The organism is Micromonospora sp. DT231 (assembly GCF_049847025.1).
Taxonomy (GTDB): Bacteria; Actinomycetota; Actinomycetes; order Mycobacteriales; family Micromonosporaceae; genus Micromonospora.
The window spans coordinates 13,423-37,289 of the sequence record NZ_JBNCNO010000017.1; the positions used below are offsets into that span (position 1 = coordinate 13,423).

22 protein-coding genes and 1 pseudogene are annotated in these 23,867 nt (G+C 70.9%); 13 read left to right on the top strand and 10 right to left on the bottom strand.

What is annotated here, in order from left to right:
* Positions 1-67: 67 nt before the first annotated feature.
* Positions 68-574, top strand: a complete 507-nt coding sequence (locus ACPXBU_RS30800) for a GNAT family N-acetyltransferase (protein WP_425760891.1) — start codon at positions 68-70, stop codon at positions 572-574.
* Between the two features lie 34 nt (positions 575-608).
* Positions 609-1,247: a LysE family translocator gene (locus tag ACPXBU_RS30805; RefSeq protein WP_425760892.1), complete on the top strand. Its 639-nt coding sequence runs from the start codon at positions 609-611 to the stop codon at positions 1,245-1,247.
* 61 nt (positions 1,248-1,308) lie between these two features.
* Here ACPXBU_RS30805 and ACPXBU_RS30810 read toward each other — a convergent pair whose 3' ends face one another.
* Together ACPXBU_RS30810 and ACPXBU_RS30815 are read right to left on the bottom strand one after the other, a co-directional pair.
* Positions 1,309-2,439: an acyltransferase family protein gene (locus ACPXBU_RS30810; protein ID WP_425760893.1), complete on the bottom strand. Its 1,131-nt coding sequence runs from the start codon at positions 2,437-2,439 to the stop codon at positions 1,309-1,311.
* A gap of 156 nt (positions 2,440-2,595) precedes the next feature.
* Positions 2,596-3,672 carry a zinc-dependent alcohol dehydrogenase family protein gene (locus ACPXBU_RS30815; RefSeq protein ID WP_425760894.1) on the bottom strand — a complete coding sequence of 359 codons (1,077 nt, stop codon included), beginning with the start codon at positions 3,670-3,672 and terminating at the stop codon, positions 2,596-2,598.
* A 115-nt stretch (positions 3,673-3,787) separates the two neighbouring features.
* On the opposite strand from ACPXBU_RS30815, the gene ACPXBU_RS30820 reads away from it, so the two are divergent.
* Positions 3,788-4,591 (top strand): helix-turn-helix domain-containing protein, encoded by an 804-nt coding sequence (locus tag ACPXBU_RS30820; protein ID WP_425760895.1) that lies wholly within the window; start codon positions 3,788-3,790, stop codon positions 4,589-4,591.
* An 8-nt stretch (positions 4,592-4,599) separates the two neighbouring features.
* On the opposite strand, the gene ACPXBU_RS30825 is transcribed toward ACPXBU_RS30820, so the two are convergent.
* Both ACPXBU_RS30825 and ACPXBU_RS30830 read right to left on the bottom strand, forming a co-directional pair.
* The gene (locus ACPXBU_RS30825) at positions 4,600-5,055 is read right to left on the bottom strand and encodes a hypothetical protein (RefSeq protein WP_425760896.1); all 456 of its coding nucleotides are present in this window, start codon (positions 5,053-5,055) and stop codon (positions 4,600-4,602) included.
* Positions 5,056-5,147: 92 nt separating this feature from the next.
* Positions 5,148-5,906 (bottom strand): TetR/AcrR family transcriptional regulator, encoded by a 759-nt coding sequence (locus ACPXBU_RS30830; RefSeq protein ID WP_425760897.1) that lies wholly within the window; start codon positions 5,904-5,906, stop codon positions 5,148-5,150.
* Between the two features lie 107 nt (positions 5,907-6,013).
* Here ACPXBU_RS30830 and ACPXBU_RS30835 point away from each other — a divergent pair, with 107 nt between their 5' ends.
* On the top strand, positions 6,014-7,213 hold the full coding sequence (locus ACPXBU_RS30835) for a DUF418 domain-containing protein (RefSeq protein WP_425760898.1): 1,200 nt from the start codon (positions 6,014-6,016) through the stop codon (positions 7,211-7,213).
* A 148-nt stretch (positions 7,214-7,361) separates the two neighbouring features.
* Positions 7,362-8,069 (top strand): uridylate kinase, encoded by a 708-nt coding sequence (locus tag ACPXBU_RS30840; RefSeq protein ID WP_425760899.1) that lies wholly within the window; start codon positions 7,362-7,364, stop codon positions 8,067-8,069.
* On the opposite strand, the gene ACPXBU_RS30845 is transcribed toward ACPXBU_RS30840, so the two are convergent.
* A complete protein-coding gene (locus tag ACPXBU_RS30845; RefSeq protein ID WP_425760900.1) occupies positions 8,066-8,770 on the bottom strand; it encodes a TMEM175 family protein in 705 nt (234 codons plus the stop codon). The genes ACPXBU_RS30840 and ACPXBU_RS30845 overlap by 4 nt on opposite strands.
* 196 nt (positions 8,771-8,966) lie before the next feature.
* Here ACPXBU_RS30845 and ACPXBU_RS30850 point away from each other — a divergent pair, with 196 nt between their 5' ends.
* Positions 8,967-9,530 (top strand): hypothetical protein, encoded by a 564-nt coding sequence (locus ACPXBU_RS30850; protein ID WP_393364231.1) that lies wholly within the window; start codon positions 8,967-8,969, stop codon positions 9,528-9,530.
* Positions 9,531-9,568: 38 nt separating this feature from the next.
* On the opposite strand, the gene ACPXBU_RS30855 is transcribed toward ACPXBU_RS30850, so the two are convergent.
* Positions 9,569-12,634, bottom strand: coding sequence for a BTAD domain-containing putative transcriptional regulator (locus ACPXBU_RS30855; RefSeq protein WP_425760901.1), 3,066 nt, complete (start codon positions 12,632-12,634; stop codon positions 9,569-9,571).
* 186 nt (positions 12,635-12,820) lie between these two features.
* Between ACPXBU_RS30855 and ACPXBU_RS30860 the strand changes: the two genes are divergently transcribed.
* Positions 12,821-13,615, top strand: coding sequence for a hypothetical protein (locus ACPXBU_RS30860; RefSeq protein ID WP_425760902.1), 795 nt, complete (start codon positions 12,821-12,823; stop codon positions 13,613-13,615).
* Between the two features lie 79 nt (positions 13,616-13,694).
* Positions 13,695-16,475 carry a BTAD domain-containing putative transcriptional regulator gene (locus ACPXBU_RS30865; RefSeq protein ID WP_425760903.1) on the top strand — a complete coding sequence of 927 codons (2,781 nt, stop codon included), beginning with the start codon at positions 13,695-13,697 and terminating at the stop codon, positions 16,473-16,475.
* A gap of 80 nt (positions 16,476-16,555) precedes the next feature.
* Here the strand turns inward: ACPXBU_RS30865 and ACPXBU_RS30870 are convergent, their stop codons facing one another.
* Positions 16,556-17,542: an AraC family transcriptional regulator gene (locus tag ACPXBU_RS30870; RefSeq protein ID WP_425760904.1), complete on the bottom strand. Its 987-nt coding sequence runs from the start codon at positions 17,540-17,542 to the stop codon at positions 16,556-16,558.
* 429 nt (positions 17,543-17,971) lie between these two features.
* On the opposite strand from ACPXBU_RS30870, the gene ACPXBU_RS30875 reads away from it, so the two are divergent.
* The 3 genes from ACPXBU_RS30875 (at position 17,972) to ACPXBU_RS30885 (ending at position 20,716) form a co-directional block, all read left to right on the top strand.
* Positions 17,972-18,790, top strand: a complete 819-nt coding sequence (locus tag ACPXBU_RS30875) for a hypothetical protein (protein WP_393364210.1) — start codon at positions 17,972-17,974, stop codon at positions 18,788-18,790.
* Positions 18,787-19,197, top strand: a complete 411-nt coding sequence (locus ACPXBU_RS30880) for a lasso peptide biosynthesis protein (protein WP_425760905.1) — start codon at positions 18,787-18,789, stop codon at positions 19,195-19,197. Before ACPXBU_RS30875 ends, ACPXBU_RS30880 begins: the two co-directional genes overlap by 4 nt.
* A gap of 508 nt (positions 19,198-19,705) precedes the next feature.
* Positions 19,706-20,716, top strand: coding sequence for an AraC family transcriptional regulator (locus ACPXBU_RS30885; RefSeq protein ID WP_425760906.1), 1,011 nt, complete (start codon positions 19,706-19,708; stop codon positions 20,714-20,716).
* 8 nt (positions 20,717-20,724) lie between these two features.
* Here ACPXBU_RS30885 and ACPXBU_RS30890 read toward each other — a convergent pair whose 3' ends face one another.
* Positions 20,725-21,186 carry a GNAT family N-acetyltransferase gene (locus ACPXBU_RS30890; RefSeq protein ID WP_425760907.1) on the bottom strand — a complete coding sequence of 154 codons (462 nt, stop codon included), beginning with the start codon at positions 21,184-21,186 and terminating at the stop codon, positions 20,725-20,727.
* A gap of 33 nt (positions 21,187-21,219) precedes the next feature.
* Between ACPXBU_RS30890 and ACPXBU_RS30895 the strand changes: the two genes are divergently transcribed.
* Complete coding sequence (locus ACPXBU_RS30895) at positions 21,220-21,711, top strand: YcxB family protein (RefSeq protein ID WP_425760908.1); 492 nt, start codon at positions 21,220-21,222, stop codon at positions 21,709-21,711.
* Positions 21,712-21,755: 44 nt separating this feature from the next.
* Here ACPXBU_RS30895 and ACPXBU_RS30900 read toward each other — a convergent pair whose 3' ends face one another.
* A complete protein-coding gene (locus ACPXBU_RS30900; RefSeq protein WP_425760909.1) occupies positions 21,756-22,700 on the bottom strand; it encodes a GlxA family transcriptional regulator in 945 nt (314 codons plus the stop codon).
* 53 nt (positions 22,701-22,753) lie between these two features.
* On the opposite strand from ACPXBU_RS30900, the gene ACPXBU_RS30905 reads away from it, so the two are divergent.
* On the top strand, positions 22,754-23,341 hold the full coding sequence (locus ACPXBU_RS30905; RefSeq protein WP_425760910.1) for a DJ-1/PfpI family protein: 588 nt from the start codon (positions 22,754-22,756) through the stop codon (positions 23,339-23,341).
* A gap of 103 nt (positions 23,342-23,444) precedes the next feature.
* Here the strand turns inward: ACPXBU_RS30905 and ACPXBU_RS30910 are convergent.
* Positions 23,445-23,633: pseudogene (locus tag ACPXBU_RS30910) on the bottom strand (cell division protein DivIVA); the annotation flags it as partial.
* Between the last annotated feature and the right edge of the window lie 234 nt (positions 23,634-23,867).

Below are 23,867 nucleotides of genomic sequence, written 5' to 3' on the forward strand. Positions count from 1 at the left end.
AATCCGCACTGAGTCCGCGTACCGCGCTCGTGTTGGGCCCGCTCGGATCGGTGGGTAGCCTGCCGGGATGGCAAAGGTTGTCACTTACCTGGAGATGAACGACGTCGAGGATCTGCGGCCGGGGAAGGTGGTGCCGGACCTTCTCCTGCGGCGCGTTGACAGTGGCCTGCCGCTCGTACGTGCCGTCAGTGCTCAGATCGGAGCCCCCTACGGGTGGCGGAGCGCGTCTCGCACCGACGAAGAGTGGCAGGAGTTGGAGCGGCGTCATCCGCTGCGCCAGTACTGGCTCATCAGCCTGAAGGACCAAACCGTGGGGATTGCTGATCTGGAACCCCACCCGGGCGGCGATGTGGAGATCACCACCTTTGGGTTGCTACCCGAACATGTCGGACGGGGTCTCGGTGGCCATGCGCTGACGCTTGCCATTCGGCAGGCATGGGACAGCGAGGCCGTGGAGTCTCCGACTGTTCGGAGGGTTTGGCTGCACACATCCTCGTTGGACCACCCGAACGCACTGGGCAACTATCAGCGACGCGGCTTGACCGTCTATCGCACCGAGGTCGAAGACGAGTAACGAGCACCGAGGGCTGTGTGAGCAAGGAGAAGGTGTGATCAGCCGAAACCTGCTACTGCTCTTCCTCGCCACGACCACCCCGATCGTCTGCTTCCCCGGCCCGTCTGTCGCGTTCATCCTGACCAACTCGGTGCAGAAGGGCCGTACCATCGGCCTGTTCAGCTTGCTCGGAGTCGAGATCGGTTATCTGGTACACGTCTTCGGTGCTGTCGTCGGCGTCTCCGCTGTCATAGCAGCGAGCGCTCAGTTGTTCACAGTCGTCAAGCTTGCCGGCGCGGCCTGGCTGCTGTGGCTCGCCTGGAAGGCGTTCCGCTCCCGCAAGGAGGGGACGCTTGCCCAGGCGGGTGACGGTGCCCGCGGAGACCTGAGACGCGTCAGCGCATTCCGCAGTGGCCTGCTCGTCGGTGCGCTCAATCCGAAGACCGCCGTCTTCTTTCTGGCTTTCCTGCCCCAGTTCGTCTCCGCCGATGCGGGTCCCGTCCCCGTACAGTTGCTGATCTTTGGTTTGCTGTTCATTGCGCTTGCCAGCATTCCCGACCTGTGCTGGGCGTTGGCCGGCGGATTCCTGCGAACGCTCACACCGAGGCTGCGATTACGTTCACTCGACCGGGCTGCCGGCGTGGTCTACTGCGCGCTCGCCGCCTTCGCGTTGACGACGACAACGCGGACGTGAGAATGAACCAAACGCAGATGCGCCCCCACCAACCGGTGGGGGCGCATCTTTCTCCCTGGGGTCAGCGGCGGGTCGCCATCTGCTCGAAGGCGTGCTTCAGGCCGCGACGGAACGCCTGGGAGCCGGGCCGTTCGACGAGCCGGTGCACCAGGTACGACAGCAACAGCACCCCGACCAGTGACGCGGCCAGCAGCAGCCAGCCCGGAACGTGACCGACGCCGAGCCGCAGTGCCAGGAACACGACGTGGAAGTGGAGCAGGTACAACGGGTACGTCAGCGCGCCCAGCGTGGCGGTCCCGGGCCAGCGCACCCTCCGGGTCCACCCGAGCGCGACGCCGATCATCAGGGCCAGGGACACGGCGAAGAGGGCCAGGGCGACGGGCGTGTTGATCGGGTCCGTCTTGGCGTGCTCTTCCGTCGCCAGCTCGATCGAGCGGGTCGACAGGATCGCGCTGACCGCCAGCATGCACCACAGCAGGGTGTTCGGACCGAACCGGTGGATCAGGTAGAGCACGATGCCGCACACGAACAGCGGCGCCCACTTCGGCTCCAACAGTTCGACGAGCAGTCGGGCCTCGGACACCTGGGCGAACAGGGCACCCACCAGCCACAGCCCACAGAACGCCACGACCCGGCGGTAGGTGAGGCCCGCCCAGACCAGCGCGGCGAAGAGCAGGTAGAACTTCGCCTCGACCAGCAGCGTCCAGTAGACGGTGTCCAGGTTCGGTACGCCGGCGAGCCCCTGCAGCATGGTCAGGTTGGTCAGTACCTGCGTGAACGAGGGACTGTCGAACCCGGGGGTCGGGTACACGACGAGGATCGCCGCGGTGATCAGCACCGCCACCACGTAGGCGGGTAGCAGGCGGACGGCGCGGGACGTCGCGAACTGGCTGAGCCGCCGGCCCCAGGAGCTCATGCAGATGACGAACCCGGAGATCACGAAGAACGCCGGCACACCCATCCACCCGTAGCGGCTGGCCTGCGCGACGACGTGGCCGAGGTAGCTGTCGACGTCCACCCCGTACACGAACCCGACCATCGGCACGACGTGGAACGCGACGACCGACAGGGCTGCGGCGAACCGCAGGACGTCGAGCATGTGCAGTCGGTCCGCCTCGGGGCGGGCGGGGGCGGCGGGCCGCGTCGGTGCTGGGTCGGGGGCCGTCCGGATCCCGTTGTCGGTGATTGTCACCCACGCACCTTAACGACCTGTGCGTTCGCCTGGACCGTGCGAACGGCCCGCTCTGCCGTCGCCTCGGACCCCCGGTGCTCGACCATCAGGTGAGCGCAACGTCGAACCCTTCCCCGACCAGCCGAAACAGGAGGATGATCTTGCCACGCACGCCGATTACCGGACCTCGATGACGACCTTCCCGAACGGGCGGGCCGACTCGTAGTGCCGGAACGCCTCGGCGGCTTGCGCGAACGGGAACGCACGGTCGGTGACGGGCCGAAGCTGGTGCGCGGTGATGACCTCGTTCAGCTTGAGGAACTGGGCGCGGCTCCCGACTGCCAACGCCCGGACCGTCGCGGCGACACCGAACAGCAGGCGCGGGTCCAGTGGTGGCCAGTCACCCGAGAGGGACCCGACGAACGCCACGTGTCCGTTGACGGCAAGCGACCTCAGCGACTGCTCCAACGTTCCGGCGGTGTCGACGACCCGGTCGACCCCTCGCCCGCCGGTGAGGTCGCGGACCGCGGCAGGCCAGTCGGGAACCGCGCGATAGTTGACGACCTCGTCCGCGCCCAGGTCACGAAGGCGCTGCTCCTTCTCCACCTGGCCCGTCGTGGCGATCACTCGCGCACCGAGAAGCGTGGCCAGTTGGACCGCGAACAGCGATACGCCGCCCGATCCGGTGGCCAGCACCGTGTGCCCGGGCTGGATCCCGGGACCGTCCCCGGTCAGCGCGTTCCAGGCGGTGACGGCAGCGCACGGCAGCGTCGCGGCTTCGGCGTAGGAGAGGTGTTCGGGGATCGGGACGAGGGCTTGCTCCGGCAGGACGGCGAGTTCGGTGAGCATGCCGTCGAGGGAGCCTCCCAGTTGCGGCAGGTACGACGGTTGCAGAGGGCCGTCCAGCCATTGGGGGAACAGCGCGGCGGTGACCCGGTCACCCGGTCGCACCCGCCGGACACCTGGCCCCACGGCAATCACCTGCCCGGCACCCTCGGAGACGGGGATGACGTCCGACTTGACCGGCAGCACGTACTGACCCCGCAGCACCAGCAGGTCGCGGAAGCTGAGCGAGACGGCGTGGACGGCGACCGCGACCTCACCGATACCCGGCGGGAGCGGTTCGTGGGTACGCAGCCTCAGGCCGGCAATGCCATCGCCGCTGTTCACCCGGTAGCTGCGCACGGACGGGGGCAGCGGCGCAGTCATCGCGTCATCGCGGTCGGCGAGGGTGATCAGGTCGTTGTCGGCCATGCTGATCCTTCGGTCGTGGATGATCGGTGCGACCACGACTGTTCTGCGCCGCGCGCGCCGCGACAATTCCCCGGAGGGAATCGCCAACCGGCGTGGCACCCGGTACACCTGACGAATGATCACCGAATCCGCGAGCAGCGGGCTCGCGGCCGCGTTGCGCACCTGGCGCACCCGACGACGCGTCAGCCAACTCGAACTGGCGGTGCGGGCCGGCACCACGCAACGGCACGTCAGCTTCATCGAGAGCGGACGCTCGAACCCCGGTCGGGCGATGGTCATCCGGCTGGCCGAATCGCTGGAGATGCCGATCCGCGAACGCAACGAACTGCTCCTCGCCGCCGGATTCGCGCCCGCGTACCCACAGCACGATCTGGACGACCCCCACCTCGCGCCGGTCCGAACCGCCCTCGAACGCGTTCTGCACGGCCACCTGCCGTACCCGGCCGTGATCGTCGACAGGCACGGCGACCTCGTCTCCGCCAACGCCGGCTTCGACATGATCACCAGGGGAGTGGACCCGCACCTTCTCACCCCACCGGTGAGCGTCCCCCGGGTCCTGCTGCACCCGCGCGGTCTCGCACCCCGCATCGTCAACCTCGACGAGTGGGCCTGGCACATTATCGACAGCGTCCGAGCCGAATGCGTCCGCAACCCGAGCGACCGGCTCCAGCGCCTCGCCGAGGAACTCCTCGACCTGGCACCTCCGCGGCCACGGCAGCTCTCGTCACAGCACCTCGGGTTCGCGGTGCCGCTGCACCTGCGCACGAGCGGCCCGGAGACCCGGGAGCTGCGGCTCATCACCACACTCACCCACTTCGGCACCGCCACCGACGTCACAATCGCCGAACTGCGACTGGAAGCGTTCCTCCCGGCCGACGAGGCCACCAGCGCCGCACTTGTCGAACTCGTCAGGTGGTAAAGACCGCTTCAGCCGAGGTGCAGCAGCAGGACCTGGTCGTCGCGGAGTTCGGAGATGCTGTCGCGCAACAGCGTCACCGCCTCCAGGCCGGCCACGCCGCTCTCCTCGAAGTCCATCCCCATCTCGGCGAAGTGGGCTGCCAGCTCCTCCGCGCGGTGCGCGGCAGGGTCGAGCTGATCCAGGAGTGGCCGGTGGCCTGGCGTGATGAGCACGGTGAAGCCGAGCGCGCTGGTGATGGCATCCGACTCGGCATCGAACTCCGACTGTTGCAGGTCGACGCCGCGCTCGTCCAGATAGGTCAGCACGTACAGCATGCAGTAGCCGGACCAGCCGTACTCCTGCCGCGCCTCGCACCCGTGCTCGTCCAGGTACGAGTGCAGCGACGACCTCGACGTGCGGGCCAGTCGGGCCAGCTCGGGGACGCGGTCCCTTCCGACCACGGTCAGTGACGCGATTGCGGACATCACACCCTCCGTCGTACGACTCTGCCTTACCGCCGTCGGTCGGCTCGCCGGCAGGCTACGGGCAGGGAGTGACACCACTTCGGGCGTCGGTGTCAGGGGTCGGCGCGCTCGACCCGGACGGCGATGCCGTCGAGGATCACCTCCAGCCCGAGGGTGAAGTCCGCATCGGCGATCGTCGCGTCCGGGGTGTCGGACGGTGGCGCCTCGAACAGGGGCGAGGCGAAGAGGCGGGCTGTCTCGGGGAAGCGGGCGGGATCGACGAGCCGCGCCAGCGCCCGGCCGTATTCGCGTTCGGCGTCGGCCTGCCCCTGGCCTTCGGCCCTACCCTCGGTGAGTTCGCTGTACTGGCGTACCGACTGGACCACGTAGCCGCTGATCAGGGACAGTGCGCCGATCTTGTGTGCCCAGTCCAGGTGGGTGCGGGACATGATCGCCAAGGCGCTCTCCATCCAGGCGATCTGGTTCGGCCCGGCGGGTGGCCCGGAGGTGGGCACGCGCGTCAACCAGGGCCGACGCTGGTAGACCGCGCGCTGCGCGAACGCCCAACCGTGTAGCCCTTTCCGCCAGTCGCCGGTGTCGATTGTCGGTGGCTGGCCCAGTGCGGCGTTGGCCATGAGAGTGAGCAACTCGTCCTTGGATCCGACATGCCGGTAGAGCGACATGCTCGTGAACCCGAGGCTCTCGGCGACCTTCGGGAGCGTCACGCCGCCCAGCCCGTCGCGGTCGGCGATCTGCACCGCCGCGGCGACGACCACGGTGACGTCGAGGGTCGCGGGCCGCCCGAGACGCGACGACTCTGGCATCCCCCACAGCCGGCGCAGCGGCACCGGGATGAAGTCCTCGCTGGTCATGGGCTCCCACGTTCGCCCGGACAGTTACCGCCCCATCATGCCAGACCTCATTAGTTTGCCCGTGATACTTTATGACCGAAACTAAATACCGAGCGGGGGAGACGACCATGGGCACGGACACCGTTGTACGGACATCGAGAGGGCCGGTGCTGGGCGTCGAACGCGCCCTCGCGCCGGACCTGGCCCGAGGAGCGATGCTGCTGATCATCGCGCTGGCAAACGTCGCCGGAGTCGTCTTCGCCGGCGAGCCCGGCCTCGACGCCACGCCCGAAGGCGTCGACCGGGGCCTCAATCTCCTGCTCCTGGACCTCGTCCATGCCCGCGGATATCCCGTCTTCGCCGTGATGTTCGGCTACGGACTCGTCCAGCTCGCCCGCCGCCAGGACGCCTCCGGCGCCACTGCGAGGCAGGTCCGTTCCGTGCTGTTGCGCCGTAACCTCTGGCTCGTCGTGTTCGGGTTCGCGCACGCCGCACTGCTGTACTACGGCGACTTCCTCGGCGCGTACGGGATCGTCGGCATCGTGATGACCCTGCTGCTCCTGCGCCGCGGCGACAGGTTCCACCGGGTCGCGCTGGTCCTCTGGGCGTTGGCGACAGTCGAGGTGCTGGTCATCGGCGCGATCGTGGTCGGCACCATCCTCGGCGGTTCGGGCGGCTCGGCGCCGCTGCCGTCGACAGACGTCGACTCCCTCGCCGCGCCCGGGTACGCCACGGCGACGCTGGACCGCCTCGGCGAATGGCCGATGCACACGCTCACCGTCCTGCCCTTCATCATGATCGCCTGGCTGGGCATGTGGGCCGCTCGCCACCGCATCCTCGAAGAACCGGCCCGCCACCGGACCCTGCTCACCTGGACCGCCGTCCTCGGCCTCGGCGTCGCCATCGCCGCCGGCCTCCCGGCCGCCCTGGTCGGCGCCGGATGGCTGCACGTCGACGAGTCGGCCGCCAGCCTCATGTTGCTGCTCCACGGCGCCAGCGGCATGTTCGCCGGACCCGGTTACGTGGCCGTCTTCGGCCTGCTCGCCATCCGCGTCACGAGGTCCGGCCGTGTCGTCGGCGCACTCTCCGCCCTGGGCCAGCGCTCCCTGTCGGGATACCTGTTCCAGTCCGTGGCCTGGCTCGTCCTCCTGGCACCCTTCACGCTCGCCCTCGGCGACCGTTTCGGCAGCCCCACGGTGACCGGCCTGGTCATCGCGGTGACCGTCTGGCTCGCCACCGTGTTGATGGCCCGTCAGCTCGACAGGCGCGGGCGGCCCGGTCCCGCCGAGGTCGTCCTGCGCCGCCTGACCTATCGGGCGCGGACGTGATCAAGGAATCGTGCGTCGGGCCGTGACCTGGCGCGGCTGTCGGCGGCGTACGACAATGTCCGGACGCCGGCGCGGTCGCGCGCGCAGGACAGCCCGACGCCGGAAACACATGTCGAGTACGTCGACCTGACCCAGCAGGGACGTTCACATGGTCCACGGCACCCGCGTCGAGTTGCTCGAGCACCTGGCCGAGACGGTCGAATCCGTCGCGGTCGCCCACCCGACGCGGGTCGCCGTCGACGGACCACCCGCCGCCGGTAAGACCACCCTCGCCGACGAATTGGCCGTCGTCCTGCGCGAACAGGGCCGGGACGTCATCCGCGCCACGATCGACGATTTCCTCCACCCCCGGGCACAGCGCTATCCGCGCGGCGAGTACTCGGCCGAAGGTTGCTACTACGACACCCACGACTACGACGCGCTGAACCGGGTCCTGCTCGATCCGCTCGGGCCGGGCGGACATCGACGCGTCCAACACGCGATCTACGACCGCGTCGCGGATGCCGTGCTGCCTCCGGCGGTCACGACTGCCGCAGCGGACGCGGTGCTCGTCTTCGACGGCGTCTTCCTCCTACGCCCGGAGCTGATCGACAGGTGGGAGCTGCGCATCTTCGTGTCGACGGCACCGGAGAAGACGGTGGATCGTGCCGTGATCCGGGAGCGCGGGGCGTCCACGCGGGCGGACGTCGAACGACGCTGGCGCGAGCGTTACATCCCCTCCCAGCAGCTCTATGCCGACACGGTCCGCCCGACCCGACACGCGGACATCGTCGTGCACAACGACGAGCCCGATCTGCCGGTCTGGGAGATCGCCCAACGAACGGGCTCGACGGCCACGTTCCCACCGCCTGGCTAACCGTCACAGTGACTCTGCTCCCGGGTGCGCCTGATGCTGTCCACCTCGCCCCTGATGGGCAGCCAGTAGAAGGGGATGAACGCGGTGACCACGACGAGGCCCACGACCGGATGGAGAGCGCCCAGCGCGGTCCCGGCGGCGATCCAGACGGGCGCGGGGCGAAACCGCCTGCTGATCGCCCGGGCGGTGTCGTTGTCGGTGGCGGAGGTCAGCAGGCGGCGGCCTGATCTGGCGTACTCCCAGATCACGTTGAAGAGCAGGGCCGCCACCTCGTAGGTGGCCCCGTAGAAGATGAGCGCCGTGCGCTTGCCGTGACCGGACTCGAACGCGTTGGCCAGCAGGGACGAGGCGAACGGCAGGAACGCGATCACCATCAACAACAGGGTGTTGAGCAGCAGCAGCATGCGGTCGGCGGAACGGATGTGGTCGAACATGACGTGGTGGTTCACCCACATCTGCCCGATCAGCAGGAAGGTGATGGCGTAGGCCACGTAGGAGGGCCACAGCTCGACGAGCCCGCCGAGCAGGTGCTCGGTGTCCTCCGGCGGCTTGATCTCCAGGACGAGCAGGGTGACGGCGATGGCGATCACCGCGTCGCTGAAGGTGACCACCCGCTTCGGATCTCGCTCCGCGCCGATCGGGTTGCTGGACCTGGTCGCGTCCTTCGTCGAGGCGTCCTGGGCCGCGCGGAACCAGCGCATGAGCCTCCCGCCTACCGTTGTGTCACTGGGGCGTCTCCGGACAGCAGGACCCGTTGCCCGACCTCTCCGGTGCCGCGCGTTCCCGCCGTCGCACGAACCAAACCGCCGCGAAAATCGTCCGACCCCGGGGTGCACACGTGGGCCGGGCGCATGGTTGTCTGGATTCCGGCTTCAGAGAACACGCGGGGAGCACACCTTGACCGACCCTTACCAGGCCCAGCAGCCGCAGTCGCCCTACCAGCCGGGCGGCCCGGCACACCCGCCGCAGCAGTACCAGCCCCACCCGGTCGGGCAGCAGGATCCCGCGTCGGGTCAGCCCGGCCACCCGTCCTCGCCGCCGGCGGGCACCGCAAGCCGTAGGCCGCTGCTGATCGCCGGCCTCGCCTTCGTCGCCCTCCTGATGCTCACGGCCACCGGGCTCACGGTGTACGAGGGGTTCATCAAGGAGGACTCCGGGGTGGCCGCGTGCAGGGCGATGGCCGAGGGCAAGGACCCGGACGGCAGCGCCAAGGGCTCCGGCGGCAGCACGTTCACCGAAGCCCAGTATCGGAAGACGCGGGAGCTGTTCGAGGACTCCCGGCACGAGGACATCCGCCGACACGGCACCGCGCTCGTCGACATCGCCTGGCAGATCGAGCAACTGCCCAAGGGGCAGGAGATGGGTGCTGTCGCGTTCCTCGCCTCGGTGGAGGCCGCGACCACGGGTCTCCAGACGGCATGCGCCGACCAGGGTGTGACAGTCAAACTCAACGGCAGGTAGCGGAGCGCCGCCCGGTGGGCCCACCGCCCACCGGGCTCTCACGCCGCCGCGCTGACCTCCGCCACCCGTCGGGCGAGGTCCCCGCGGGCCTGGGCCGGTACGCCGATGGCCGACATCGCCTCCACGTACCGTCGGTACGCCTGGGCGGCCTCGCCGTGTCGGCCCGCCGCCGTCAGTGTCCGGACGAACTCGCCGTGCACGCCCTCGTCGTAGGGTTCCAGCTCCAGCGCGCGGCCGAGGTGCCGGACGGTCTCGTCGGTGTCGCCGAGGGCGTGCGCCAGCGCGGCCAGCTTGCGTACGACGCGCAGGTAGACCCGGCGTGCCTCCTCCCGGGTCGGTCGGGACCAGTCGTCGTACGGCTCGTCCTCCAGGAAGTCACCCCGGTAGCGCTGTTCGGCGAGGAGGAGCGTCGCGCGTGCGTCGTCGGTCGCACCGTGCTCGGCCAGGCGCAGGCCGTGAGCCGATTCGGTGAGGAACTCCTCGACATCCAGCTCCACGTGACCGACGTCGAGCGCCAGACTGGGGTGTACGGCGATGACGAAGTGGTCGGTCGACGCACGGCGCTCCGGGTCGAGCACTCCGCGGAGGGTGGACAGGGCCACGGACAGTCGGTGGCTGACCCGGTCCGGGTCCTGGGCGGGCCAGAGCATCTCGCCGAGTTGCTCCCGGGGCACCGCGCGACCGCGCCGGGCGGCGAGGATGCGCAGCAGATCCCGTGCCTTACGGGACTGCCACGCGGTGGCCTGCACCTGCGCGCCGTCCACGAACACCTCGAAGCGTCCGAGGGTGCGGACGGTGACCTGGGCGACGCAGCGGGGGCGCTGCCGACTGAGCGACGGGATCGGCACGCCGGCGCTCGTCAACCGTTCGGCGGCCAGCCGGGCGTCGACCCGTTCCTGCGGGTCCGCCCCGGGTAGTCGGCTGAGCAACACCGCGAGTCGGTCCGCGGCCACGGCCGACCCGATGTCGCGCAGGGTCGCCGCGGCCTCCCGCCAGGCGTGGCGGGTGTCGTCGGAGTCGACGGCGGCGGCCCCACGAAGCTCCAACGCCTCGGCGAGGGCAGCACGGTCACGGTGCAGCCGGGCGGCGGTGGACGCCAGCAGCGCCACCTCGGCGGCCCGCTCGTGGTCGCCGGTCTCCAGGGCCACCCAGCCGAGCGCGAGCCGGGCGGTCGCCGAGTCCGGGCCGCGTTCCAGTTCGACGGCGCGTTGGGCCAGGGCGAACGCCGTGGCGCCGTCCTCGGCGGCCAGCACGCGGGCCAGTCCGGCGAGCGCCGGCACCTGGATCTGACTGTCGTTGACGGGTTCGCTGGCGCGCAGCGCCTCCTCGTACGCCGCGCGGGCCAGGTTGGTCCGGCCGCGCAGCGCGTGGACGTCGCCGATCCCCACCAAGGGGTACGCCACCTTGCGGGACCCCATGCGTTGCAGCAGCGGTACGGCCCGTTCGTAACAGGCGGCGGCCTCGGCGAGCTGACCCAGGTGGAAACGGGCGCCGCCCTCGTTGCAGAGTGCCAGCGCGAGCATCGCGGCGTGCCCGTTGGCCTGGGCCAACTCCACCGCCGGTCGCACCTCGGCGAGCGCTTCGAGGTATCGGCCCTCGCCGACCAGGGCGGACGCGCGGTTGGCGCGGATGCGGGTCACCTGGATGGTGTCGTGGGCCGCCTCGGCGGCCCGCAACGCCTTCTCGTGATGTTCGTCGGCCGCCGGTCGATCACCGCGCAGCTTGGCGTCGAGAGCGAGCGCGGTGTGCGCGGCGGCGAGGGCCGCTTCGCTGCCGACCGCCGCCGCTGCCGCGAGGGCCCGTTCGGCGTTGCTCCGGCACGCCTCGGTGTCCCCGGTCGTCCACTGTGCCGAGGCGGTCCAGGCGAGCAGCCGGGCGTTGTCGGTGGACGGGTGCGGGTCGAGCACACCGCGTCGGAAGACGTCGAGGGCGGACTGCGGTTCGCCGCGCAGGTAGTGCACGAGGCCGTACTGCCAGGCGAGTCCGGCGGCGAGGGCGCCCTGGTGATCGTCGAGCGCGGCGTAGACGGCGAGCGCCGCGTCGAAGTCGCCGCGCATCTGGAGCGCCTCCCCGTACAGCAGCCGCAGGCCGTCGGACCGGGCGTGCTCGGTGAGGGCCTGGAAGGCGTCCACGACGGCCTCGGCGCCGCCCGAGGCGAGCAGCTCCGCGCCGTGGCCGGCGAGGATCGGCGCCGTCGCGTCCCGGACACCCGATTTGCCGTACGACTCCAGGGCCGGGACGAGGTGTCCGTGCTCCGCGTACCAGGCTGCCGCTCGCGCGTGCAGGCGTCGCGCCGCCGCCGGGCCCAACGGGAAGCGGCGGCGGGCGACGCTGGCGACGACGGGCACCATCCGGTACGCGGACCCGCTCCCCGGCACCGGGACGAGGATGCCGCAACGGGCCAGCTGGTCCAGCCGATGGCCGCCGTGCCGGTGGCCGAGGAAACGGGTCAGCTCGGGGTGGATCGGGTCGAGGCACGCCGCGTCGCGCAGCAGTCGGTGGACCTCGGGCGGCAGCTCCGCGAACACCTCCCGCACCAGATAGGACTCCAGTGGTGTCCCGGGCGCGGCCGGATTGTCCCAGTCCGTGGCGGTGAAGGCGGCCAGTGTGACAAGCGCCGGCCAGCCCTCGGTCTCGGCGTGGACCCGGGTCGCGAGCGCCGGGTCGGTCCGGCCGTGGTCGGCGGCGAGCACGGACGCCACCTGCTCGGGGGAGAGCCGGAGATCCGCCGGACCGTACTCGGTGAGCAGGGCCGACTGTCGCGGCGACAGGGTTGGCGGGTGGCGCGTCACCAGGACGACCCGGAGCTGCGGGGGTAGGCGTTCCAGCGTGTCCAGCAGGGTCTGTAGCCGGCGGCGGGAGAGGCGCGGAACGCCGTCGAGGACGAGCCAGCTCGGTTCGTCGACGCGCGTGTCGGTCGCCGCACCGAGGGTGGCGAGCCAGTCCGGCCCGGCCGTCGCCAGCGCCGCGACGTCCGGTCCGTCGCACCACCGCACCGGGCGGTCGCCCAGCCAGCCGCGCACGGCGACGGTCTTGCCGTACCCGGCCGCGGCGACCACGACGGTGCAGCGCCGGCTCCATCCTCGATCCGTCGTGGCGTTCATCGTCCTATTGGGCGCTGCGTGGGTGCCCGTGCGTACGCGAGCGTCGCCGTTACGACACCGAATCCCGGCGTATTTGACGCCACCTTGACGGCGCTCTGAGCCTCACCTCGAAGGATGTCCCGGCAAGGCACGCGGAGGGCGATCAGCCCGGTCTGCGTCTCACGATCGATCGGATGAGGAGTTGTGATGGCACGAGTGCTGTCGGGACGCGCACTGCTCGCAGTGCTTGTCGTCCTACCGACGCTTACCGCGTGGAATGCCGCGCCGGCCAGCGCCGCCGCCGGGTCGGGACCGGTGGCGTACGACGACGAGCAGGTGGACCGCGACGTCGAGTTGGCGCGGCTGGGCTACCGCAACGGTGTGCGGGTGGTGTTCTCCCGCGACGAGCTGTCCGGCGACTGGGGTCTGCGGCAGGACGGGGAGATGGGCCGCAACGCACCCCTGGCGTACGACGACAAGCAGAGCATGCTGCAGGCGTACCTGACCATCACGCCCCGGTCCGTGCCGGTGCCGCGGGCGCTGCTGTCGGAGCCGCCGGCCGGCACGCCGACCCCACCGGAGCTGGCCTACCGGACCATCGTGGCGTCTCCGGTCGTCGCCGACGATCTCGCCGCGCCCACGTCGAGCGCGATGTCCACCACGGCGGTGCGGACCTGCTGGGACCTGTACTGGGACCCGTACAACTGGGCCGAGCTGCCCGGCTATCCGAATCCGACGTCGGTGTGGCACCCGGCGAAGACGTACTACTCGTCGGACTTCGGTGGAATGAAGATGTACTCCTACAGCTACCTCGCCAACTGCGGCGGCTACGCCCGGCACCGGATCTACTACAAGTCGGCCGGTGACTACTACAAGCACCACGACTACGAGGTGGCATACGCCCACTGGCAGGCGGTCAAAAAGGGTTCGGTGCACCGCTACCGCAAGGTGCACTACGACGGCACGGCGGGGGACACCCGAAACGGCAAGTACGTTGGCTGACGGCGGGCTCTGTCGTCGACCGTGTCCAGTGCGCGACGAACAGAGCGAGGTCACCGGGGCGCGGAACTAGCCTGACCCCGTGATCTCGACGGCTGGCACGGGCGTGCGGATCAGGCTGCTCGGGCCGGTGGAGGTGGTCGTCGCCGACGGTCCGCAGGCGGTGAACGGCAAACGCCGCAAGGCGATACTCGCGACGTTGGCGTTGCACGTGGGCCGGGTGGTCGGCGTCGACCGGCTCATCGACGTCGTCTGGGGGGAGCAGCTACCGGCCACCGCGGCGAACACGCTGCAACGTCACGTCTCCTACCTGCGCGGAGTGCTCGGCGAGCCCGGATCGATAGTGGCGCGCCCGCCCGGTTACGTGCTCGACACCGGGCCGGAGTCCACGGACGTCCAGGCCGCCGAGCGCCTCCTCGAACTGGCCCGGCGGTCGTCGGACCACAACGAGCAGGTCAAGCACCTGACGGCCGCCGTGGCGCTGTGGCGCGGCCCGCCGCTCGCCGACGTGACCGGGTCCGCCTGGATCGAGGAGCAGGCCGAACACCTGGCCCGCCTCCGGTTGGAGGCCGAACGGGCGCTCGCCGAGGCCCGACTGTCCGTCGGCGAGCACGCTCGGCTCGTACCCGGGTTGGAACGGCTCGTCCGGCAGCACCCCTTCGACGAGCACCTGCACGCGCAACTGATGCTCGCCCTGTACCGGGACGGCCGAGCGGTCGAGGCGGTCGCCACGTACCGGCGGCTGCGCGACACCCTCCGGGAGCACCTCGGCATCGACCCGAGCCCACGGCTACGGGATCTGGAGTGCGCCATCCTGCGCCAGGACAGCGCGATCGCCGCACCCGCCCCGGCCGCGCCGGCGCCGCCGTCGGTGGCGGCGCAACTGCCTCCCCCCGTACCGACGTTCGTCGGGCGTGAGGCGGAGCTGGCCGCCCTGGACGCGCTCGTCGACCGGGGCGGGGCCGTGGTGGTGTCCGGGACCGCGGGCGTCGGCAAGACGGCGCTTGCCGTGCACTGGGCGCACCGGGTGGCCGGGCGTTTCCCCGACGGGCAGCTCTACGTCAACCTGCGCGGCTTCGACCCGGGGGCCACACCCACCGAACCGACGCGAGCGCTGCACGGTTTCCTGGAGGCGCTCGGCGTGCCGGCGGCGCGGATGCCGAGCGATCCGGACCAGATGGTGAGCCTGTACCGCACGACGGTGGCCGGCCGGCGTCTGCTGATCGTGCTCGACAACGCGCGCGACGCCGAACAGGTCCGGCCACTGCTGCCCGGCTCACCCGACTGCCGCACGATCGTCACCAGCCGCGACCAGCTCAACCCGCTTGTCGTCACCGAGAGCGCCCAACCGCTGCTCCTCGACCTGCTGAGCCCCGGCGAAGCCCGGGACATGCTGGTCCGCCGGCTGGGGGAGCGCCAGGTCAACGCCGAACCCGCGGCGGCCGACCACATCGCCGACAGGTGCGCGCGGCTGCCCATCGCCCTGGCCGTCGTCGCGGCCAGAGCCGCCACCAACAGGCACTTCTCGCTCGGGATGATCGCCGACGAGCTGGACGACCTGGACGCCTTCCACGGCGGCGACGAGGCCACCGACGTGCGGGCGGTCTTCTCCTGGTCGTGCCGGACGCTCAGCCCCGCCGCGCTCCGGCTGTTCCGGCTGCTGAGCCTGCATCCCGGGCCGGACGTCGCAGCCCCGGCCGTGGCCAGCCTGGCCGGCGGCACCCCTCGGTCGAGCGGTCCCGCGCTCACCGAGTTGACCCGGGCGAACCTCCTCACCGAGCACACGTACGGGCGCTACGCGTTCCACGACCTGCTGCGCGCGTACGCCGCGGGCCTCGCCGACGAGACCGAGCCGCCGGCGGACCGCCGTGCCGCCGTGCACCGGCTGCTCGACCACTGCCTGCACACCGCACACGCCGCCGACCTCGTCCTGCACCCGCACTTCAGCGAGATCAGCCTCGCGCCGGCGGGGTTGGGCGTGACACCCGAGAGTCCGCGCAGCAGGTCGGCCGCCACGGCGTGGTTCACCGCCGAACTGCCCGTCCTGCTCGCCGCAGTGCCGCTCGCGGCCCGCCTCGGTTTCGAGGGACACGCCTGGCGGCTCGCCTGGACCCTGGCCGGCTTCCTGCACCGGCAGGGGCACTGGCAGGACTGGCTCGGCACGCAACGCGTGGCTCTCGCCGCCGCGTCCCGGATCGGGGACCAGACCGGGCAGGGCCAGGCACACCGCAGCCTCGGCCTCGCCTGCTCCCGACTGCGCCGCTACGACGAGGCCGACGACCACCTGCGGCGCGCGTTCGACCTCTTCACCGAGGTCGGCGACGACGCCGGACGGGCACACACCTGCCTCAACCTCGGTCAGCTGGCCGAGCGGCGCGGCCAGCACCACGAGGCGCTGCACCATTCCCGGCGCGCGTTGACCCTGTTCCGGCGGGCCGGCAACCAGGCCGGGCAGGGCTACACCCTCAACGCCGTCGGTTGGCAGGAAGGGCTGCTCGGCAACCACCACGGTGCCCTCCGGTCGTGCGGGGAGGCGCTGCGGGTGTTGCAGGAGGTGGGCGACGTCCAGGGACAGGCCGACACGTGGGACAGCCTCGGCCACGCCCACCACCAGCTCGGAGACGACAGGCGCGCGATCGCCTGCTACGGGCACGCACTCGACCTCTTCACCCAGGTCAACGACAGGTACGCCGAGGCGAGCACGTACGTCAACCTGGGTGGCAGCCACCGGGCCCTCGCCGACCTCGACGCCACACGTGCCGCCTGGAGCCGGGCCCTGACCATCCTCGACGAACTCGGCGATGCCGATGCCGACTCCATCCGCGCCGACCTCGCACAGCTCGACGCCAGTCGCCTCCTCTGACGTAGCGGGCTTTCCGCGCCGCCGGGTATCCGCCGTCCGGGCCCGGTGTGCCAGGCCCGGACGTTGATCGTCCCGGCGGATCAGGTGTGCAGGGTGTCGCTTGGCGACTGGCCGTGCGCCGCTCGATAGTCGGCGGCGAACCGGCCCGTGTGCGGGTAGCCCCAGCGGTGCGCGATCTCGGCCACGGTGGCCCCCTGGGTCGGATCGGTGCCGAGCAGGTCCCGGTGGGCCCGGTCCAGGCGCGTGCGTCGCAGGTACGCCATCGGAGTGGTGCCCAGCTGGCGGCGAAACGCCGCCTGGAGGGCGCGGGGCGAGACGCGGGCGGCCTCGGCGATCTGGGTGGCGGTGACCGCTTCGGCGAAGTGCGTCTCGATGAACGACACGGCACGGCGGACCGGGCCGGCGGGCAACGGGACGGCCTCCACCCGGTGCGGCACCGCCATCGCGGAGTTCGGAAAGACGGCGAGCGCGGCCGAGGCGACCAGGTCGACGGCGGCGCCGACCACGAGCGGGCTGCTGAGCGGCTCCGACGGCCCGTTGAAGAGGTCATAGAGATGAACAGTGGTGCTGTGCCAGAACTGGCCCATCTCCCTGGAGATCGGCGCCATCGCCTCGAATCGAAAGTCGACCGGATCGATGCCGGTCCGCTCGGTGGCGGCCTCGGTCACGATGAACGGGTCCAGGTTGACGCAGTAGATGTCGAAATCCCGGCAGATATTCGTGAACGGGCGGCCGGTCGGGTTCAGGAGCGCCCCGCCGGGACCGGTCCACGCCCTGTCCCGGCCATCGGTTGTCTCGACCTGACCGCGCAGCACCGAGAGGAACAACAGGTCGGTCAGCGGGTCGACGAAATGGGCCTCGATGTCCGCGCCGCACCGCACCCGACCCACCAGGACCGGCCCCGCCTGGGCCGACTCCTGCTGGTAGGTGAACTGCCCGGCGACGTGGTGCGACCGAAGCTCGATTCCCACGCACGCCTGGCTGATCACGTCGTGCGCCGCCGCGATCTCGTGGGTCTCGTACCTGCGCCAGATGGGCGGATCCGCCGCCTCGACGTCATGGTGCATGCCCGGCTCCTCGTCGCCAAGCGAGGACCGTCAGACGCGTCTGCTTGGCGACGCACGGTGGGCGGAGATCTTGAAATGTGAAGACACTCCACTGTTCTCAACGATGCCGAGCCTCCGTCGACATGGGTAGGACCGCACCCGCCACGCCGATGACCGGAATCGCGCTGTCCACAATCCGCACGAGGCGGGCCAGATAGCGCCGACCGGGGCCACGAAAGATCGCTACGGCGGGCCGGACGTGGTAGTTCCGAGAGAACGCGTTTCCGCTGCTCACGAGCCCGTACCATAGGTATCCGCCGGGCGGACGGCGCCGATCGTCCCCGACGGCCGAAACGCCGCGCCGAACACCCTCCGAGGCGGACCGGGCGCCGGGCGGGCAGCCGCACCCGGTGTCGGCCACGCGCCCGAGCGACACCAGGAGACGCACCCATGAGAACCGCCTACGGGCTGCACATCGAGGGACTCGACGAGGTCGTCGACCTGGACGCCGACACATGCCCACCCGCGGGGAGCCGACCGGTGACCGTACGGCAGCGGAACGTCGTCCCGCCGCCGCCCGCGCCGTTGAACGCCGACCGGATGGTCCGGGTCCTCGCCGACGGCCGTACCCTCGATGTGGACCGGGCCAGCGGCAGCGCCACCTTCTACGGGCCGCCGCTCACCGCGGACCTGCTCGCCCACCCCTACCTCGCCCCGGTGGCCGTGGTGGTCAACCGGTGGGCCGAGCGGGAGACCTTCCACGCCGGGGCGTTCGTCCACGCCGGACGGGCCTGGGTGGTGCTCGGTGGTCGTACCGCCGGCAAGAGCACGCTGCTCGCGGCGCTCGCCGCCCGGGACGTGCCGGTGTTGGCCGACGACATCGTGGTCTGTGCCGGCGGCGACGTGCTCGCCGGCCCACGCTGCGTCGACCTGCGAGAGCCGATCCCCGGGTTCGGGTTGCCCACCCGGGTTGTCCGCGACGACAGCCGGCTTCGGCTCACCCTGCCCGCCGTCACGCCCCGCCTGCCGATCGGCGGTTGGATCTTCCTGCACTGGGGTGACCGGCCCGCGGTGGCCCCGGTCGGTCCGGCCGAGTTGCTGGCCCGCCTCGTCGCCCGTCGCTCCCTGCCCGAGCTGCCCTCCGACCCGGGCGCACTGCTCGCGCTCGCCGGCCGGCCGGGCCTGGACCTGACCCGCCCCCGTGACTGGGCTGCCCTCGATGCCACCCACCGACTCCTCGGCGCCGCGCTCACCGAGTCGTTGCCGTGACGGCCAGCCCCGGCCGCACCCTCGATGCGCTGGCCCGGCTGGTCCGGGGCCACGGACCACGTGGTGTGGCAGTGGTGGCGTGGACGATGCTGGGCTGTCGGCGAGTACGTCGCCAGCTCGCCCGAGGCGGGCTGAGCGCGGTACGCCTCACCGCGCCCCCGTCCGGCGGCACCGACACGTTGGTCCGGCAGGCGTTGTGCCGCAGCGGTGGCAACTGCTTGGAGAGCGCGTTGGTGCGGCAGCGCTGGTTCGCCGAGCGGGGGGTGTTGCGGACCGTGGTGATCGGGGTCAGCGCGCCGGCCGCCGGTTTCCACGCCCACGCCTGGCTCGACGGCGACCCCGACCCGCACCGGGACGGGCTGGCCGAGATCCTGCGGCATCCGGTGCCGGCGGCCTGGCTGCGCTGACCGTCGCGCCGACCACGCCAGCCCGGCGGGAACGAGAGGTGCTGGACCGACGAGGGAGACCGGCCGACCGGGGTCGCTTCGTCGCGGACCCCGACCGGCCGGCGATCGGGCCGACCCAGGGTGAGTGGCTCGGACAGCAGAGGGTAGAGCTGTGTGAACAGGGACCGACGTTGCCGAGCGAAGTCGGCAACCCGACAATTCTGTCCGGGAAAACGCGTAACCACATTGGCACAATCATGCCGCTCATTCCGGAGACCGCCTCGGTCCAGCCCCGGGATGCGCAGCATCGAATTCGATTGTTGCGTGACAGCGAACCGTCACGCGACCTGTCATTCGTGAAATGGCCAGCCAGATACGGGAACCGGATCGACTCGTCGACTCGGATTGTCCCAGCCTCGGTGGATGTCGGGGCAGTGGGTCCGGAAGTCCCCGACAAGCCGTTGCGAACCACCGGGTGACGCGTTCAAACAGATCGGGCCGGATCGACGGCCGACGGAGGTGACGGCCCATGCCGTGGACGGGGAATCCTGACGGGCCCGAGCCTGTAACCCGAGACATCGTCGAGACTGACGACCCAGAAGAAGCGCACCATGTGATCGCGCTGAAGTACGGAGAACACCGCGTGCGGATCTCCGGTCCACCCGCTCGATTCCACTACCGGCAGGCGACGCTGCGCGTCGACGACCTGGAATTCGGTGAGTCCCGATACACGATGCGCAACCGCTCCGAGGCGCTGCCCTATCGCGACTTCACGGCGGTGACGGTGGCGCACGGCCGGTACGCCGTCCGTACCGACACCGAGGAGTTGCGCCTCGGCCCCGGCATGACCGGTCGATACCCGGAGGTGGGTGCGGTCCACCTCATCGACGATCTGACAGCCGTCTCCGTCGGGCTGCCGATGCAACGGGTCGCGGCGGCCGCCTCGGTCCGCACCGGTCTGCCCATCGCGAACTTCCGGTTCACCACGATGGCGCCCCTGTCCCCGGCGATGGCCCTGCTCTGGCAGTCGGTGACGGCGTTCACCCGACGACAACTCGCCGTCAACGCGGTGGCCGCCAGTCCACTGGCCCGCGCCGGCCTGGTCGACCTGGTGGCGACCACCGCCGTCGCGGTGTTCCCGAACACCACGATGACCATCAACTACCTGCCCGGACAGGCAGGCGTCGGCCGCGCGATCGTGCGCCGGGCCGCCGAGTTCATCGAGGCCCACGCCGCTGCGCCGTTGACGGTGGGCCGGATAGCCGAAGCCTGCGAGGTCAGCCAACGCGCGTTACAGGTGGCGTTCCAGCGTTACCACGGGCAGACCCCGATGGCGTTCCTGCGTGCCGTCCGATTGCGCCAGGCGCACTGGGACCTGCAACACGCCAAGCCGGGGCAGACCGTGGCGGAGACGGCCCGGCGGTGGGGCTGGACCCATCCCGGGCGCTTCGCCCAGGCGTACCGCGAGACGTACGGCTGCCACCCCTACGACACCCTCCGCGCGACGGGAGCGTCGGTGCCGACGAGGCCGGGCCAGTGACGATGAGATCATCCGGCGGGTTCGGCCAACCGGAGATCGACGAACGGAATCGTGTCACCGTCGAGCACGTACCTGTCGATCTCCACATAGCCATGCCGCTCGGCGAACCGTAGGCCCTCCTCGTTGGAGGCCAGGACGACGGTCTCGATGACTCGGGCGCCGATCTCGTAGGCCGCGGTGAGTGCCTCGTCGTACAGCTGCCCACCAAAACCCCGTCGGCGGTGCTCCGGCAGCACGCGGACGATGACCGTCGCCGTCGCCTGGTCGTCCATCGGCGGCCGGACCGTCGAGCAGCCCACGAGTGTGTCGCCGTGATAGGTGACGTTCAGGCGGTTGCGGTCGGCACGTGCGCGGATCTCGTCGCCCGAGAGTGGGCTGGTCGGGATGATCAGGTTGTGGACGTACTGCCAGTCCGTGCAGACGGCGTCGTCGCCGTCGGGCCGTACCGCCTCGAAGCGAAGGTCACGCATCCGGACAGGCTAGTCGGGCACTATCGTTCTGGCGTGCGCATCCACTTCGACGTCCCCGCCGATCCCGACTACCCGGGCCGGGTGGCCGCCGCGCTCAGCCGTGTTCGCCTGCGCAGGTACGGCGTGATCGGCGCGGTGCTGGTGGCGGTGGGGGCGATAGGTCTCGCCGTCTCGCGCGGGTCCGACCGGGCCGACCAGTTCTCGCCGCTCTGGATGGCGATGGTCGTGGCCGGCCTGCTGTCGATGCTGTATTCGCCGTGGGTGCGGTGGCGCGCCCGCCGCCGCTCCAGCGGCTACGCGGTCGAGGGCGCCTACGACATCACCGACGACAACATCATGATGCGCAGTGGCTCACAGTCCAGCGGCATCGCCTGGGACGGGGTCGACCAGGTGAAGGACACCCCCGAGTTCTGGATCGTGTTCGTCGGTCGGATGCCGGCGACAGTCATCCCACGTCGCCTGATGTCCGCCGAGGACGACGAGACGCTGCGCGCCCATCTGGCCGACCGTGGCCTGATCCAGTGACTACCCGGCGCGGCCGTCGGCCCGCAACGGATCGCGCGGATGCGTCAGGGCGTGAAGGCGCGGCGGTAGGCGGTGGGAGTGGTGGCGAAGGCCCGCCGGAAATGGGCGCGCAAATTGGTGGCGGTGCCCAGCCCGGTCCGTCTGGCGACCTCGTCGATCGTGATGTCGTCGCTTTCGAGCAGCCCGCAGGCCGCGCGTAGTCGTTGCTCGGTCAGCCATGCCTGCGGGCTCAGCCCGTACCGGTGTCGAAAGGTGCGGTGCAACGTACGGGTGGACTGAAGGCCCTGCCGGGCTAGGTCCGCGACGGTGATAGGCAGGTGCAGGTTGGCGGTCGCCCAGCTGGTGACGGCGGCCATCTCGGCGTCGTCCCCGCTCGTGTGGGCGGGGACGAACTGGGCTTGGCCGCCGGCCCGGTGCAACGGTGTGACCATGAGACGGGCGCGATCGATCGCCGCGTGCTGGCCGTGGTCTCGGCCGACCAGATAGAGGCACAGGTCGAGGCCGGCGGCGAGGCCGGCGCTTGTCAACACCTGTCCTTCGTCGACGTACAGCGCATTGGCGTCGACGGTGACCTCGGGGTGTTCGCGGGCCAGCGCCTCGGCGTGCATCCAGTGGGTGGTCGCCCGCCGACCGTCGAGAAGCCCGGCCTGGGCCAGTGCGAACGCGCCGGTGCAGATCGAGGCGATGCGGGCGCCACGCCGGTACGCGGCACGCAGGGCGTCGAGTGCCTGGGCCGGTGCGGGTCCTCGGCGGAAACCGGGAACGATCACGGTGTCGGCGTCGGTGAGGGCATCGATGGTGGCATCGACGGTCAGGCCCAGCCCGGCGGTGGTGGTGGGGACCGCGCCGCCGTCCGGCGAGCAGACGGTGGTCGCGTACCGGCCGTGGCCTTCGTGGCCGAAGACGTGTGTCGCGATGGTCAGGTCGAAGGCGACGACGGGTGGCAGGGCCAGCACGGCGACCCGGTGCGTGGCCGATTGCTTATGCACAGTGGCGAGGATGCCACTCGCCGTCCACGACGGCAGGGCGGGATCCTCGTCGCATGCGAATAGAGATCGTGGTTTTCGACGGCTTCGACGAGTTGGACGTGTTCGGCCCCTTCGAGGTGCTGGCGATCGCCGGATTCGCGGTCGAGCTGGTCGCGGTCGAGCGGCCGGGCCCGGTGGTGAGCATGCGGGGGATCCAACTCCAGGTGCCCGCGGTGCTCGGTCGACCCGACGGTGTGGTGGTGCCGGGCGGCGGGTGGCTGAACCGGGCCGCTGCCGGTTCCTGGGCCCAGGCGCAGCACGGCGTGCTCCCCGCTCGGCTGGCCGCGCTGGCCCCCTCGACCCGCTGGATGGCGTCGGTCTGCACCGGCGGTCTGTTGCTGGCGGCCGCCGGGCTGCTGGGCCAGCGGCGGGCAACCACCAACCGCAACGCGTACGACGAGTTGCGCTCCTACGGCGTCGACGTCGTCGACGAGCGGGTCGTCGATGACGGGGATCGCATCACCGCGGGTGCGCTCACGGCCGGGCTGGATCTGGCCCTGTGGATCACAGAACGGGAGCGCGACGCGGCCACCGCCGACCGCGTCGCGGCCACCATCGAGTACGCGCGACCGGCTCCCACCTGGCTCGCGCAGGAAAGGTAGAACCGCGAACGACCCGCCGGCCCGAGAGTCAGCGGCTCGGATCCGCGTCCGTCGCCAGCGCCTGGGTGGGTGGTGTCGGAGGCGGTTCCCGGTGCGGGCCGGCAATCCCGGCCGCCTGTTCGCGTGCCCGGTCGAGGAGCGCCTCCGCCTCCCGTCGGGCGGCGGTCACGATGCCCTCCGATTCGCGCCGCGCCTCGGTGCGGTGGTCGTTGGCCTGCTGCTCGGCGAGTCTGAGGATCTGCTCGACCCGGTCGCCCAGGCCGCTGAGGGTGGGCCGCCGCTGTAGGTCCAGCAGTAGTTGGTCCGTGCCGACCGGCGTGCCGGGGCTCGTCCCGGCTGCGGCGTCGTCGCGGTCCACCAGGCCGTCCGCGACGAGACGGGATTCCGTGCTGCCCACGAGGGAGAGCACGACGCCGAGCATGGCGACCGCGATCCCGGACCACGCGGCGGCCGGCCCGAGGGACGGGCCGACCGCGACGCCGACGCCGAGCCCGAAGAGGACAGCCGCGGTCTTGGCTGGCTTACG